The sequence below is a fragment of the Microcoleus sp. MON1_C1 genome, from assembly GCF_036701945.1.
Taxonomy (GTDB): domain Bacteria; phylum Cyanobacteriota; class Cyanobacteriia; order Cyanobacteriales; family Microcoleaceae; genus Microcoleus.
Window position 1 is genome coordinate 151,772 of sequence record NZ_JAUBRO010000007.1, and the last position, 15,597, is coordinate 167,368.

Sequence of the window (15,597 nt, forward strand, 5' to 3'; positions counted from 1 at the left end):
TTCTACAATTAAACTTAATTTGACCCTACTTTGGAGCATTTTCAGAACTAGGTAACAAGGTAACAAATTTACCAAAACCTCCAGATGAGACTGTTCCGCTTCCGGTTCTGACTCCACCTCCAACTCCCCAGCCGGAAACTGCAAATTATAGCCAGTTACCGCTGCCAACTCGTGAGGAATTGGAGCAATATTATTACTACTTTAGCTGCAATACTTATCCACAAAACTCTGCAATCCTGCCTGATATCCTGCTCCTACCGCTTGAAATCTCCACTCTCCATTCTTTCTATACAAGCGACCAAATTCTACAGCAGTCTCTCGCGAAAAATTCTCTTTTAATTCATAACGAACAAGTTCTTTTTCTGTATCCAAATTGTAAATCTTGATAAAAGCATTTTTTATATTGCTAAAATTTGCATTAATTTTTTCTGCTTCGTCAATAGTGACAACAAAAGTTATTTCCTCAATTTCAGGATTAACTCTTTTTAAGATAACGCCGTAAATCGTTTTATTCTCTTGACTTCGGTTGTTTTTATCCCGAATCAATTGCAGTACCGAACTGTCACCGGATTGCAGATTATTGTAAAAGATAAAATATTTATCGTTAGGGATTTTGCCGTCAGCACCTAGCATAAAGGCAGAGACATCAATCTCGTAGCTTTCTCCTGCCCCTGTCACCTGCCAACCTAGGGCGATCGCCATTTTTTTTAAACCGGGCGCTTCTTTAGAGATATTAAATCTCTCACCCTTACTTAATTGCATTGCCATCTGCTTATTTGTTAAACATCAAACTTTATAGCGTTTATGTTAATATTAAGTGGGACAATAACTTTTCTTCTTTAAGAAAACTTAATATTTTGTCTCTAATAGCGGGCCTCATTAAAAATATGTGCTACCGCTCTCCGAATTTATTGAGATTTACTGAGAGAGAATTACGTAAGCAAAAACCGGGCTTTCTACAAAACCCGGTTTCGACAATTGAACTTAATTTGAGTCTAATTTGGAGCATTTTCAGAACTCGGTGGCAGGGTAACAAAATTACCAAAAGCTCCAACCGTTTGATAGCTTTTTTTGCCTAATTCAGTGGTGTAGATACTAACCACACCTAAGTTTTGACGCTGCGTTGTATTGTCGAGCAAGCTTTCGATTGTGTTTCGCTGCGAAGTCAGCAAATTTTTGCAACTGCCGATTAAACTATCTGTAATGCCGCTCAAAGCTTTCGGAACGCGAGAATCCTTGCACACAGTGCTTTCCAGCTCGGTTTGGAGTACGCCGGAAGCATAAGTTAGGTATTTGTCTCTCCCAGGATTTGTAAATGCCATGCCCGCCGCCAGAAGAGTCAGAGCCATCGCGACTTTTCCCACATTGCCGAAAAAATTAGAAGTTGGCTTGTTAGTATTCATTGCGTTATCAATATTCATTTTTTTTAGCCCCGTTGATTTATAAGCTTCTCTTGATTTAAACTACACCTCCTCAGAAACAGATTTCCGAAAGGAGGGGACAGTTTTTAGATTGGAGGCCAGTTGCGAGTAAGTCTCTCACTGGTTTACCTTCCTTTTACGTTTCTCCCTCCCTCAAATCCGGTAAATCTTCAACAAAACATTTAGCTGGTTCCCAGGCACAGCCTGGGGACGAGGAATTTAAACTTAGTTTCGCTTTGATTTTTGCCGATCGATCTCCCGCTGCAACTCTTCAATCTGACGGCGCAAAGCCTCCGTCTCGCTGTTAGGCGTTTGGGACTTGACATCAACCGCACCCTCGGATACCGCCCGCTTGTAGTTCCCCAGCTTAATTTGGCGGTATTCTTCGGAACTGGCCCAGTCTCGCAAATACCGCAGGCGTTCCACCGGGAAAGGGTGACTCAGCATCACGCCTTGGCCGCCGTTGTAAAGTAAAAATTTATACACTTGGTTGAGATTGTCTCGATCGAGCTCTTGATAGTTGTCAGACTGGCGGATAAATTCTTGCAAACTGCATTGGTCAGCATATTTACTGCTAACTCCCGCCAGTTGCATCATCGTCTTCATCACACTGTTCAAGTCATCCGTCACCAACAAAGCCGCCCGGTCTGCCGACAATTCAGCCTTGCGCCGCCACTCATAAAAAGCGAAAATTAAACCGCTACCGACCATATTTCCCAAACCGAAAGTCATCTCGCCAATTGTCGATGCGACGCTCATCGCCCACATCGCCATTTGATTTAAAGTTGGATGGCCGCATTTAATGTGTCCCAACTCGTGAGCCAAGACTACCCGCAGTTCCGCCTCGTCCAACAAGTCTAAAAGACCAGTGTTTAATACTACATAAGGCTGGTTTTTTCCCAGGGCATAGCTGTTAACTGAGGGATTCTGAGAAACAAATAAACCCGGTTCTGGAAAAACATCTAAAGCCTGCACGCACTCCCGAAATATATGATAAATGCTGGCATATTGCCGGGGCCCGACTTGAATGCTATTTCCCATTAGGTAAACGAATTGCGGTCGTTCGTAGACAAATTCTACAAATTTGCTGGCAATTAAGTCAAATCCAGGCACGCTCCGCAATGCTGCCTCGGCTTGGCGATCGAGGGGATGTTGAAAAGCTTCGCTAGAAATTCCCGTATAAGTAGGCATGGTTGTTGCAAAAATTACATCTAAAATATTTCAGTGTTGCCGATCGCTGCTGGTGCTAGCTGGCGCCTGACTTATCAATGTTATCGCGACAAATATTGAACTGTTGTGGAACAGCCATCTTGCCTGTTCAAATTAGCGTTAAAATTGTGATTCTGGTACAGGCGCGATCGACAAACATCTTTCACAGTGCCTGTGTATCGCCTCACCCAAAAATTGGAACGTGCAAAAATGGCTATCCTGCGACTCGAAAACGGTACAACCTACACTCAACAAAGCGACATTACCCGAGAACTCGCTTCCTTAAACATTCAACTCAACCGCTGGCCCGTGGGTGACAGCGCTGAAATTCAAAATTTGTTAGCTAAAGATGCTCTTGACGACAATCAAAAAGAGCAAGTGCTGCAAGCCCTCGACGGCTACTTTCACCAGTTGTCGGAAAGTGCAGGCTATCAGGATCGCGACTTAATTGTACTGCACCCAGACATTCCCAACATCGACACCTTGCTGTCCAAATTCAACCAGTGCCACATCCACGCCGATGATGAAGTCCGCTATATCGTAGCAGGTGAGGGCATTTTCGGCTTCGTCCGTCCCGACGGTAGCCAAGTCGAACTCACAGTGCAGCCGGAAGAATTTATCAACGTGCCGGCGAATACAGAACACTGGTTTTATTTGACAGCAGCCCGGAAAATTAAAGCGGTGCGCTATTTTACCACCAAAGAAGGCTGGACGCCTGAGTATACCGATACCGAAATTCGATCGCGTTTAGCTGCTGTTTGAACAGTTGACAGTTGAGAGTTGACGGTTGACGGCAATCTTCAAATCATCTAAAAATCCTCAAATCCAGCCTCAAATTTTGTGGTTTGAAGATTGCAATATGCTCAAAGCAACCGCCTCCGCCACCTTAATCCCATCAATCCCCGCCGACAGGATTCCACCCGCATATCCTGCACCTTCCCCAGCAGGATAAAGACCTTCTGTATTCAAACTCTGATAATCATCTTTGCGTTTAATCCGAATTGGTGAAGAAGTGCGCGTTTCCACCCCTGTCAAAACCGCATCATCCATCGCAAATCCTTTAATCTGTTTGTCAAAAGCCGGAAGTGCTTCGCGGATAGCTGCGATCGCATAATCTGGCAAACTTTCGCTCAAATCAGTCATCACAACTCCCGGCGTATAAGACGGCTGCACACTGCCTAGCGCCCTGGAAGGGCGATTCGCCAAAAAATCCCCCACAAGCTGCCCAGGGGCGTTGTAAGTGCAACCTCCTAACTCAAATGCCCCTTCTTCTAAGCGACGTTGAAACTCAATTCCGGCTAAGGGATGACCCGGATAATCTTCCGGCGTGATACCCACCACAATTCCGCTGTTAGCATTGCGTTCATTGCGAGAATATTGACTCATCCCATTAGTGACAACTCGCCCCGGTTCTGACGCAGCCGCCACTACCAAACCACCGGGACACATACAGAAACTATACACAGAACGATTGTTTTGGCAATGGTGAACCAGTTTGTAATCGGCGGCACCCAAAAGCTTATGGCCCGCCCGATCGCCAAAACGACAGCGATCGATGATAGTTTGGGGATGTTCCACCCGAAAACCAATGGAAAAAGGTTTAGGCTCAATGTAAACCCCGCGCGAAAACAACATTTCAAAAGTATCGCGGGCGCTGTGTCCCACCGCCAGAACTATATAATTACTAGCAATATATTCTCCGCTGGCGAGGGTAAGTCCCTGCACTTTTCCCTTTTCGATGTGGATATCTTCTACACGACTTTGAAACCGAATTTCTCCGCCTAATGTTTCAATTTGGGCGCGTAGACTTTGGACAATTCCCACCAGCTTGAACGTGCCAATATGCGGTTTATTAATATATAAAATTTCCGGTGAAGCTCCTGCATTCACAAGTTCCGTCAGCACCTTCCGCCCATAATGCTGAGGATCTTTAACTTGGCTGTAGAGTTTGCCATCGGAAAAAGTACCCGCACCACCTTCGCCAAACTGAGCGTTAGATTCAGGGTTGAATTCTGCTTTTTTCTTCCAAAATCCAAAGGTATCAACCGTGCGATCGCGCACTGCTTTTCCGCGTTCTAAAAGGATGGGGCGAAACCCCATTTGTGCCAGCATCAGACCCGCAAACATACCGCACGGCCCTGTACCAATCACAATGGGGCGAATCGTCAAATTGCTGGGGGCTTTGGCTACATAGCGATAACTCGTGTCTGGTGTCACCATTACATGAGGATCTTTTTTGAAGCGTTGGAGAAGTTGCTTTTCCTGTGTCGTCTCTACATCCACAATATAGACAAGGAGGATTTCTGCTTTTTTACGAGCATCGTAGCTGCGCTTGAAGATCGAATAGCTGAGTAATTCTTCGGGGGGAATTTGCAGCTTTTTGAGAATGGCGCTAGCGATCGCATCTTCAGGATGATCGAGGGGGAGTTTTATTTCGGTTATTCGTAACATATAGTGGAAGGAAGAAGGAAGAAGGAAGAAGGAAGAATAAAAATCCCGAACAGAAGTATTATAACTATTTAACCGGACATCCTATGGGCGATCGTCCTCGGTCGATCAATTTTTAATTTTTGAGTGGATAATTGAAGAAGCGTTATAATAAACAAAAAATTAAGTTTTGTAAAGACCCTTGACTGCAACATTCACACCTAAAAACAGCCGAACCTGGCACGCTCTCAACCCCCTGTGGGAAGGAGCAGAAGACGCAGTACAAAAGGGTTTGCCCCACACCAAGCTCGCACCGGCGTGGCAAATACTGCTCTTGGGCGACGGTTCCCCCACCCGTCACCTGCAACTGCTGACAGGGGAACCCACTGAAGTAGATGTGATCGATATGTCTTTAGTGGGTGAAGACGCAGACGGCGCGCCCCAGCAAATTGTCGCGGTTCCGGGGCCGCGGCTGCGCCGACAAGTGTGGCTGCGAACTGCTTCTGGACAGCGTTTAGCCTATGCGACTTCTTGGTGGGAAGCGAGCCACGTAGACGAATATTTACAAAATAAATCTTTGCCAATTTGGGCCAGTTTAGCGCGACTGCGGACGGAATTGTATCGGGATGTGCAAGGGATTTATTGCGGTGATTCGGCTGCTTTGGAATCAGCGTTTGAAGAGTCGGGCCCTTTTTGGGGGCGACACTATTTGTTTTGGCATCATGGTAAGCCATTGACTCTGATTTATGAGGTTTTTTCTCCTTATTTAACTAAGTATTTGGGGCCGATGCAATTGGATGTGGATTGAGACTGAGCTCTTGCACTATTATGAATCAGGCTTTCAGGGGGGGCTAGGAGCAACGCCCCACAAGAAAATTTACCGATTGTGGAACAGGCATCTTGCCTGTTCTTAAAAATAGTTCCGACGAAATTTCACTCGCAAACCGTCGCGCGGATGAGGAATCGGTACTGTGATCAAATTCAAATCTTGATCCGGTAACAGATCCCACTCGTACTCCCGAACAATCTTTGCCGCAAACAACTTCATCTCTAACCGGGCAAATTCTTTGCCCAAACATTCCCGCAAACCGCCGCCAAAGGGCACGTAGCTGAAAGGTTTAGCCGATCGCTCCGAGTTAAATCGATCGGGGTCGAAGCGATCGGGTTCAGGATAAACTTCACTATCCTCATGGGTTTGATTAATTTCAGAAAGCACACTCCAACCTTTAGGAATTTCATAGCCGCCAAACTCACAAGCATTAATGACTGTCCGAAAAACACCTCCCACGGGTGGAACTAAACGCAGCACTTCTCGTAGCACCTGTTCTAAATAGGTCATTTGTTTGAGTTGTTCCAATGTTAGGGGTTCCGTAGCGGGGAACTGCTGCTGTTCGGCCCGCACTTTTGCCATCACATCGGGATGTTGAGCCAGGACAAGACAAAAAGAGGCGATCGCCGAAGTTAGAGTTTCGTGTCCCGCAAACAACAGCAGCAGCACTTGATCTTTCAACTCCTCCAAACTCAAACCCTTTCCCTCATCATCGCGAGCGGAAATCAGCAAACTCAAAGCATCATTGCCGCTAGGGGCTCCTTGTTGGCGATCGCGAATAATATTTTCCAGTTCTGGTAACAGTAAATTTCTGCTCTTTTTAGATTTCCCAAACTGACTCCAAGGCAAATCTAAAGGAATCGAAAATAAACCTTTAGACCAATTTTCAAAATAATTTCCTAGCGCCGTTTCCGAACCATTATCAATCCCAACCAACAACTTACCCGCAACATCAAAAGTATAATTTCTCAGTTCGGGATACCAAGTAAGTGTCTCCATTTTGGCCCATCTTTGTAAATAGCGCTGAGTGATCTCTTCCATCGCGTCGATGTAGCCAGCCAGCGCCCGTGGTTGAAATGCTTGGTACAGCAACTTGCGCCGATTTTGGTGGTTAGCACCCGTTTGCAACGCCAAGGAAAGCGGCCCTAAAAGCGCTTTCGCGCTCGGAGGAAAATCAACAACAAAATATTGGTTCTCATTGCTTAAAACAAATAAATTCGCCTCCGGGCCGCACATAAAAACTGTAGGCTGTCCGAAAATGCTGGTTTTGAAAATGGGCCCGTACTGCTGGTGGCGTTTTTTGGCAAATTGGGAATCTTGCAAAAAGTTGATACTATCGCCAATTAGGGGTAAACCGAAACTGCCGGGAGGTAATGCCATTTTAGATTTTAGATTTTAGATTTTTAATATCATATCAATTTTAGTTGTAGGCTACGCAATATGTACCCTACAAGTTTTGGGTAAAATAACTATTATCTGTGTGTAGTCTGTAGGATGCGCCAATCTTAAGGTTAGTACAAAAAATTCTAGTTTTTCCCACTAACTCACCTTAGTGATTTTTCCTACAAACATATTTTAAAATTTTGTGCTTTTAAGCGGAATCTTAATCGTAAATTCAGTTCCTTTCGCTAGAGCGGAAATACAATTGATTTCACCTTTATGTTTTTCGACTATAATTGAGTGGGAAATCGCTAAACCCATCCCAGTACCCGAACCGATCGGTTTTGTAGTATAGAACGGGTCAAATATCCGCTGCTTGACTTGATCGGTGATACCTGCACCGTTATCAGCAATTTTAATCAGAGCGAAAGTACCTTCTACCTCTGTACGAATGCGGATAACTCCCGGATTTTCTAGCGGTTCTTGTAAAGCGTCAATAGCGTTAGCGATAATATTCATAAACACCTGATTCAACAGTCCGGCGTAGCACTCCACCAGCGGCAATTGTCCGTATTCTTTAACGACTTGAATTGCTGGGCGCTCGGGCTGAACTTTCAGACGGTGTTCTAAAATCATCAATGTGCTGTCGATGCCTTCGTGAATGTTAACCTTTTTCATGTCAGATTCATCAAGGCGAGAGAAATTCCGCAAACTCCTCACGATATCCCGGATGCGAGTAGCTCCCATCTGCATAGAAGACAGCATTTTCGGCAAGTCCTCTAGCAAGAAATCCATTTCTAACACCTCTATTTCCTCCTGAAGAGCTGGAGAAGGTTCTGGGTATTCATTTCGATACATTTGCAGGAGTTTCATTAGGTTTGTGGTGTATTCTTCTGTGTAGGTAAGATTGCCGAAAATAAAGCTGACCGGGTTATTGATTTCGTGGGCAATTCCTGCTACCATCTGACCGAGACTCGACATTTTTTCTGCCTGCACGAGTTGAGTTTGAGCTTGCTGGAGTTCGCACAGAGTTACTTCGAGTTTGGCAGCTTGTTCTTGTGCTATCCGAGCTGAATCGACGCTTTGAGTGTAGAGTTCGGATTGACTGATGGCGATCGACAATTGATCGCAAATTGCCGATAGCAAGTCCACTTCGTCTTTTGTCCACCTGTGCACCTCGTGGCAAGAAGTGCAGCCAACAACTCCAGTTAAACCCCCTGCACTCTTAACCGGCAAATTCAAGACAGATTTGTAACCCACCTGCAAAAAGAATTCCCTTTCTACTGGATCGCTGAAAGCTGCAACATCATCTATTTGATAGATTTCCAAATTAGCGATTTTTTGCGCCAGCGTCCCCGTTACCTCAGCAGGGTAATAACCCAAAAGCGGTAGCAAGTCATCATTTTTAGCTTCGTGGACGACATCCCAAGCAGCCGTCTCGGCATCGGGCGTATACCACATAAACAGACAGCGATCGAGTTGCAGCAAGTGGCGAATCTGCTGCACAGTTGTCGCCAAGATAGTATCTAAATCGAGAGAAGCGCGGATTTGACTGCCTAGCTGGTTGAGCAATTTTTGCTGCATTGCTGCTGCTTTTGATTCGGCGGCGGCGAGGCGAGATTTTTCGTAAAGTTCGGCTTGATTAATTGCGATCGCCAATTGAGTTCCTACTGCCATTAATAATTCCACTTCTTCATCTCTCCACAGCCGCACCCCGCTGCAAGCACCGCAGAGGATCGCGCCAATTTTACCCGACTGTGTTTGAACGGGAATGTCCAGCAGAGAATTGAGACCTACATACCTTAAAAATTCCCGTTCTGCTGCATCGGTTAATGCATCAACATCGTCGATACGAATTATTTCTAAATTCCCAATCTGCTCAGCGAGAGAAGCAGTTGGATTGACAGAATATAAACCCAAGAGCGAGTGTAAATCGGTATTTTTTGCCTCGGAGATCACATCCCAAACTGGTGATGACTCGTGGGGCAAATACCAAAAAAACAGACAGCGATCGAGTTGCAGCAAATCGCGAATTTGCTGCACGGTTGTTGCTAAAATAGTATCTAAGTCCAGAGATTCCCGGATATTGCTAGCTAGCTGGTTTACCAGCGCTTCCTGCTCCGCTAATTTACGGAATCTCGCTTCCGACTGTTGCAACTGTATTTGAGATTCTTTTTGTTTTGTAACGTCCAAACCCAAGCCAATTAAGCCGATCGCGCTGCCGTTGGCATCTTTTACCTTAGCTTTAATCACCTCTAAATGGTGATTGTTACCGTCAGCAAACTGCATAACTTCATCAGCATAAAAAGGAGTATCTTGACTCCAAACTTGCACGTCAGATGCCATACAGTTAGCAAATGCTTCCGCTCCCAAAATTTCTGAAGTGTGAGAAGCTGCCAAAAATCTTTCTTCAGGAACGTTCACTGATTCGCAAAAAGTTTTGTTAACCAACAGCATCTTGCCTTTAGTGTCAGTCAGCCACACCCAAATCGGAGCGTTGTCAATAATTGCCCTCAAAGTTTGCTTTTGTATGGCGAGAGCTTCTTCTGTTTGTTTGCGCTTAATTCCCAGGGCGATCGCATCTGCTACCGAGGCCAAAGCAACCAGCGTTGATTCCTTCAACTCCTGGCGAGCAAACATCGCTATTACTCCCAGCAACTGATTGTCAACAATTAGCGGGTATCCAGCAAAAGCCACCATTCCTTCTCGTGAGGCCCATTCTTTGTCGTGGAGTCGGGGATCTTCTTGCACAGAATTAGTGATGTGAGGTTTTCGCTCCAGGGCGATTAAACCAATCTTGAACTCGCCGACAGGAATGCGGGTATAAGCGCCGTCAATGCCAGTATATATCCCCGCGCTTGCTTCCAGTTCCAATACATTCTCCTCTTCATTCAGCGTCCAAATCCGAGCAAAGGCAGCATCCAAATGGCGCATAACTGCATCGGCGCAATATTGCAAAGTTGCAAACAAAGTCTGGTTTTGAGTCAGAGCAATTCCCACATCTGCTGTAAATACAGAAAGTTTAAGTTGTTCTGCTAAAGCTTGTTCTGCTCTTTTGCGCTCTGTAATGTCCGTAGCAGCACCGAGACGCTGCTGAATTTTTCCCTCCTTTGTTCTGCTAAATACTATATTCCGGCTGACTAACCAGTGCCAACAATTCTGTCGATCGCGTACCCGATATTCGTACTCAATAACTTCGCCGTCGGGAGCATTTTCTAATTGCTGCCAATATTCGGGAAATTTAGCTAAATCCTCAGGGTGGATAATGGTAGGTAACAGACTGCTACCCATTTTTTTAACTTCTTCGGGGGTATAGCCGAGGGTGTCAGCGATTTCGCGGTTGCTGTAGACATTTCGCTGCTCGGTTTCGTCGTAAACATAGAGAAGATTTGGACTGGTATTGGCAATTCGCTCAACAAAACGCTGACTCTCTTGCAGCGCTGCTTCTGCTTGTTTTTGAGCGGTAATGTCGCGGCCGACACCATAGATCAATTCTTCCTCGCAGAAACGGGTAGCAGTCCAGGCTATCCACTTGTAAGAACCGTTGCGACAGCGCCAGCGGTTTTCAAACCCAACGGTATTATTCCCCGCAGCAATACTTTCAGCTTCTTTTAAAGTAGCTTCGCGATCGTCTGGATGCACGAATTCAAGGAATAGTTCGCCAATCATTTCTCTTGGTGCATAGCCGAGCATTTTTTCTGCTGCTGGGTTGATGAGTGTTACATAACCGTCAAAACTAAGGACGCACAGCATATCTAGCGACAGGCTAAAAAACCGATCGCTTCCGTTGGGTTCGGTGGATGGGCGATCGTTGCGCGCTAGGACCCAAGAGGCGTTTGAGCGCGCCGATACCCCCAAAAAGACAATATTTGCTACTCCCAAAAATCCCAGGGCGAGTTGGCTATCGTAGAAATTATCACCGCTGCCAGCTACGAGCAACCCGTTTAAGACAAGCAGTACAATTATCAAAATTGAGAAGACACTGCCAGGGGCGATCGTCGCTAATCTGGTTTTTTCATCCTGCTTTCTGCTTTCTACCTTTTGTATTCTAGTGAAGGCTTCTCGGATTTTTATTAAAAACCCTGGCAGTAAGTTAAACACTTTAGCGTTTTTTGAGGCTTCGAGTTGAAGTGAGTGTTTCATTTTTTGACTCGATATTAACTTGGACTTTTCCTGATTTAAAAATTACAATAAAGAGGTTGAAATATTGTAAAAATTTCCTTCTTGGCAAGCTCTAGCATTTAAGAATATACGTAAATTTACGCAAAACCACCCGATAACTAAGTGTATTTACGGCAGTAGCGAGCAATCTCTTTTTAGCTGGGGTGCACATTTTATAATTTTTCCGACTCAGAGAGAGAGTTTATCTATAATACTGCCTTAGATATTGCTGTTAGGCATTGGACATTTGGCCTAATTTAGCTAGTCTTGGGCGCAGAAACTCGCACTCCTAGGTGCAGAACCTAATTATGTAGGCTGCCCCTGAAGCTGCTTACCGCGTTAGACTAGCGTGTTATACCCAACTTTTTTTGTGTAGAAATAACTGGGTTTGATTTAGGAAAATACTGCGCGGATCGCCCTGGCTGTGGGTTGATAAACCCGGAATATGAGTCAAGTTCAAGCAGGTTGAATTTGACCATAAATTATGAATTTAAAATAAAAATAAACTGCTAATTTGTGAAGATAAAATGAAAAAAATCTTCGTAGCAGTTTTTCGTTGACCGAGATGTTCGCGCGTAATGGCTAATTAGTAATTGGTAATTGGTAACGGGCAATTGGTAATTGATACCAGTTTAAAACACTAGAGCTCAAACCTGTTTCGATTCATCCGCAGGCGATGGGGGCCAAGCAGCTTGGCGACCTAGTTGCTGTTGCCGAATTCGCTCCAAATTCCCTGCTGGAATAGAAGCTATAAGTTGCCGCGTGTAAGCTTGTTGCGGTTGGCGGTAAATGCGCTCGGCAGTGCCAATTTCTTCGATTTTACCTTTGTTCATGACGATCGCGCGATCGCTCATAAACTTGACCACGCTCAAATCGTGAGAAATAAAAATATAAGTCAGTCCAAACTCTGTTTGCAACTCCTTCAGCAAATTTAAAACTTGCGCCTGCACCGACACATCTAATGCCGAAACCGACTCATCGCAAATAATAAACTTAGGATTCAAAGCCAAAGCTCTAGCAATACAAATTCGCTGCCGCTGTCCGCCCGAAAACTCGTGAGGGTAGCGCCGCATGAAATCGGGATTTAAACCCACTCTCTCCAACAAATAAGCAGCGCGATCGCGCTGTTCTTTCTGGTTCTTACCAAAACGGTGAATCACCATCGGTTCCATCACCGCATCCCCAACATTTAGGCGCGGATCGAGAGAACTAAAAGGGTCTTGAAAAATAATTTGCATATCGCGCCGCAGCCACCGCAATTTGCGATCGTACTCTTTTTGCATCCGATAATTAGCCATCCACTGCGATGCGGAACTACTTTTCGCAGGAGGCGTAATTTCTTGGCCTTCAAAAAACACTTTACCGCTGGCCGCCGGAATTAATTGCAGCAAAGCTCTCGCCAAAGTTGATTTGCCGCAGCCCGACTCGCCCACCAAACCCAAAGTCTCGCCCGGGTAAACCTCAAAAGAAATATCGTTTACCGCCATAAACAAGCGTTGAGTTTCGCCAAACATCCCCTGCACCGGAAAACCGACGCGCAAGTTATTAACAGCTAGCAAAGGGCCGGAAATATGCGGCAGCCGAGGCGGTTTTCCTGTTACAAAAGCGGGATTTCCCCCGCTGTTTTCGCCGTCTAAATCGGCATTTTTCTCGACAATTACTAATTCGCCGCTAGCATTTGTGGTGACATCCATAAAATCGGAAACTGTCGGCAAGCGGCGCAGTTGCCGATCGAGAGTTGGGCGGCAAGCTAATAAACCTTTTGTGTAAGGATGTTGGGGATTGCTAAAAATTTGTTCGATCGCACCGCACTCAACAATCTTGCCTCGGTACATCACCGCCACCGTATCGCCAATTTCCGCAATGACGCCCAAATCGTGGGTAATAAAAATCATTGCCATGCCTCTAGAGTCCCGCAACTCCCGCAGCAAAGCTAAGATTGTTGCCTGCACGGTTACGTCCAAAGCCGTGGTAGGTTCATCAGCAATTAATAAAGTTGGATTGCAAGAAATTGCCATTGCAATCATCACGCGCTGGATTTGACCGCCTGAGAGTTCGTGGGGATAGCGATCGAGCATAGCTTGTTTTTGGCCGTTGACGAGCTGCATCAAATCGCGATCGTCCTCTATAACTGCTTGATTCCCCGCAGCAGCCCGGGAATGCTCTTGTCGCAAAGTCAAACACCGCTGCCTGAGCTCATCGTCGCCCGGTAGCAGCTTCACTTCTTGCAGCAGAGAAGCAGCTTGGCGCCGCGCTTCTGTCTGCGACACCTGTTGGTGCAAACAAATGGCTTCTGTGAGTTGAAATCCGATCGTATAAACGGGATTTAGCGAACTCATCGGCTCTTGAAAAATCGTCGCAATCTGGCTGCCCCGGTATGTTTGTTTTTCCCTGTCCGGCATTTCCAGCAGATTCACAGGCCCCTTGCTAGCACCGTCTTTTGTCGAATAAAACCAAATTTCGCCGTCGATTTTCGTTGACGAGCTCGACAGCAAACCCATAACAGCGAGGGATGTTACCGATTTTCCCGACCCCGACTCTCCCACGATGCCCAGAGTTTGCCCTCGCTTGACCTCAAACGAAATGCCGTCAACCGCTTTGACGGTTGCAGACGCATCGCCTGCGTCCGCAGATTGAAATTGAACCCGCAGGTTGCGAACTTCTAGGACGGTTTCACTCATGGAGGTCTATGGCAGTTAAATGGAGATTAAGTGGATTGTAGCAGGGCCTGTTGAAGGCAGAAGGCAGTAGGAAGATTTTAAGATTGCTTTGGATAACCGACGGCGAAAGCTAACATTCTTCGCAACGCTTCGCCGTGGATGAGTTTTGAATTTTAAATGGTTTATAACTTAAAACTCAAAACTCAGAACTACTGGAGTGCCTTCTGGCTGCCAATAATTTTCCTCAAAAACCGATGACTTGAGTGTCAGCAGGCAGTGCAGTGGCCTCGGAGACCTTTTTAAACACGGTTGCCTGTTCGTTTAAGGAATTAGGTCTCGCCTCTCCGGGATTGGTGCCTTGCAACTGAAGGCGCATTTGACCTTCGGGAGTCAACTCAAAAACAGTCTGAACGGTTTCTGTGCTGCTGAGACCGACATCAATGTGCATCGGTTTTTCACCGAGATTAACTTTGTACCTCATTTCTTTGGCCCGGGCGGCTCCGTCCGGGCCTTTAGCCATGAGGAACAATTTGCCTTCTGGGGCAAAGATGAAGGTGAAAGACTGACCGGAGGGGACTGTGCCTTGCCATTGGCCTAGGAGTTGCTTGTCGATGCTGCTAGCGGCCGGGGCTGCTGTTTCTTGGGCAATTATTGGTGCTGCTGCGGATGCGGGGCCGTGTGAAGCGTTGAAGCTGGCGAGGATGCCGAAGCAAAGGCCACCTGCGATCGCTTTGCCAATCATTTTTGAATTAGACATGAGACCGATCTAAAAATTAGTTATTTGTTTTGTACACTGTAGCGGTAAAACCGTACTTTGTTTAGTTTAAATCTCTTTTAAGAATAGATATAGCTTGAGGTTCACACCTGCAACGCAGTTGTCATCACCGGACTAAAGCTTTTCCTGAGCTTGTTGAAGGGTCACGGGGCTTTCAATTTTTTATTGTAAAATCCAATACAAATCCGCTTTTAGCTGCACAGTTCGCTGTTCTGAGTTGATTGTTCTTAACTCAAAACAGCGAACTGACTATTGCGTTCGATCGCACAGATAGTTGGGCAAATCGATCGCATTAATAGTCTTTCATTAATTTTTTTCAGGATCGCGTTCGACTTGTTCTGTCGGAGATTCCGGCGCTGGTTCCTGTGGATTTTGCGATCGTTTCGTTCGCTCCAATGCCTCTGCGTAAGACCAAGCCACGCTCACAAGAAAAGCTTTCGCCATACCGTCCAAATCTTTTGAATCTTCGCTTTCCGGCGGTTCAGCTTTTTGGTTGCCGTCGTTCGTCATGTTTTTGTTTTCTCCCGGGCAGGTTTTTCTAACGACTTGTTGCAGTGTGCGATCGATACCCAAAAATTATGATTTTTCTTGCACCAGCACCCTACTCATCTTTGAGGGTATGACCTTGCTCAGCACAAATAATATCATAAATACACTGATACCAATTTTACATGAAGTTGCATAGAATAAAGATACTGTTTAGAGGTGATAAGTTATGGCACGTCAACTGATTGT

General features: G+C 45.7%; 11 protein-coding genes. 2 read left to right on the plus strand and 9 right to left on the minus strand.

The window, feature by feature from the left end:
- Nucleotides 1-201: 201 nt before the first annotated feature.
- The 3 genes from QUA62_RS06140 to QUA62_RS06150 form a co-directional block, all read right to left on the minus strand.
- Nucleotides 202-768, minus strand: a complete 567-nt coding sequence (locus QUA62_RS06140) for a TerD family protein (RefSeq protein ID WP_190738642.1) — start codon at nt 766-768, stop codon at nt 202-204.
- A gap of 227 nt (nt 769-995) precedes the next feature.
- A complete protein-coding gene (locus QUA62_RS06145) occupies nt 996-1,421 on the minus strand; it encodes a DUF4359 domain-containing protein (protein WP_333403045.1) in 426 nt (141 codons plus the stop codon).
- Nucleotides 1,422-1,646: 225 nt separating this feature from the next.
- Nucleotides 1,647-2,612: a M48 family metallopeptidase gene (locus tag QUA62_RS06150; RefSeq protein ID WP_333325057.1), complete on the minus strand. Its 966-nt coding sequence runs from the start codon at nt 2,610-2,612 to the stop codon at nt 1,647-1,649.
- Nucleotides 2,613-2,840: 228 nt separating this feature from the next.
- On the opposite strand from QUA62_RS06150, the gene QUA62_RS06155 reads away from it, so the two are divergent.
- Entirely contained in the window at nt 2,841-3,392 is a 552-nt protein-coding gene (locus tag QUA62_RS06155) for an acireductone dioxygenase (protein WP_333403047.1), read from the plus strand.
- A gap of 69 nt (nt 3,393-3,461) precedes the next feature.
- Here QUA62_RS06155 and QUA62_RS06160 read toward each other — a convergent pair whose 3' ends face one another.
- Entirely contained in the window at nt 3,462-5,081 is a 1,620-nt protein-coding gene (locus QUA62_RS06160) for an NAD(P)/FAD-dependent oxidoreductase (protein WP_333403049.1), read from the minus strand.
- A 178-nt stretch (nt 5,082-5,259) separates the two neighbouring features.
- Here QUA62_RS06160 and QUA62_RS06165 point away from each other — a divergent pair, with 178 nt between their 5' ends.
- Nucleotides 5,260-5,865, plus strand: coding sequence for a chorismate lyase (locus QUA62_RS06165; protein ID WP_333280972.1), 606 nt, complete (start codon nt 5,260-5,262; stop codon nt 5,863-5,865).
- Between the two features lie 102 nt (nt 5,866-5,967).
- On the opposite strand, the gene QUA62_RS06170 is transcribed toward QUA62_RS06165, so the two are convergent.
- The 5 genes from QUA62_RS06170 to QUA62_RS06190 all read right to left on the minus strand — a co-directional run bounded on the left by QUA62_RS06170 (nt 5,968) and on the right by QUA62_RS06190 (nt 15,372).
- The gene (locus tag QUA62_RS06170) at nt 5,968-7,266 is read right to left on the minus strand and encodes a cytochrome P450 (RefSeq protein ID WP_333403051.1); all 1,299 of its coding nucleotides are present in this window, start codon (nt 7,264-7,266) and stop codon (nt 5,968-5,970) included.
- A 195-nt stretch (nt 7,267-7,461) separates the two neighbouring features.
- Nucleotides 7,462-11,409: a GAF domain-containing protein gene (locus QUA62_RS06175; protein ID WP_333403053.1), complete on the minus strand. Its 3,948-nt coding sequence runs from the start codon at nt 11,407-11,409 to the stop codon at nt 7,462-7,464.
- 665 nt (nt 11,410-12,074) lie between these two features.
- Complete coding sequence (locus QUA62_RS06180) at nt 12,075-14,108, minus strand: ABC transporter ATP-binding protein (RefSeq protein WP_333403055.1); 2,034 nt, start codon at nt 14,106-14,108, stop codon at nt 12,075-12,077.
- A gap of 223 nt (nt 14,109-14,331) precedes the next feature.
- Nucleotides 14,332-14,844 (minus strand): hypothetical protein, encoded by a 513-nt coding sequence (locus tag QUA62_RS06185; RefSeq protein ID WP_190658518.1) that lies wholly within the window; start codon nt 14,842-14,844, stop codon nt 14,332-14,334.
- Nucleotides 14,845-15,168: 324 nt separating this feature from the next.
- Entirely contained in the window at nt 15,169-15,372 is a 204-nt protein-coding gene (locus tag QUA62_RS06190; protein ID WP_333403057.1) for a hypothetical protein, read from the minus strand.
- Nucleotides 15,373-15,597 lie beyond the last annotated feature (225 nt).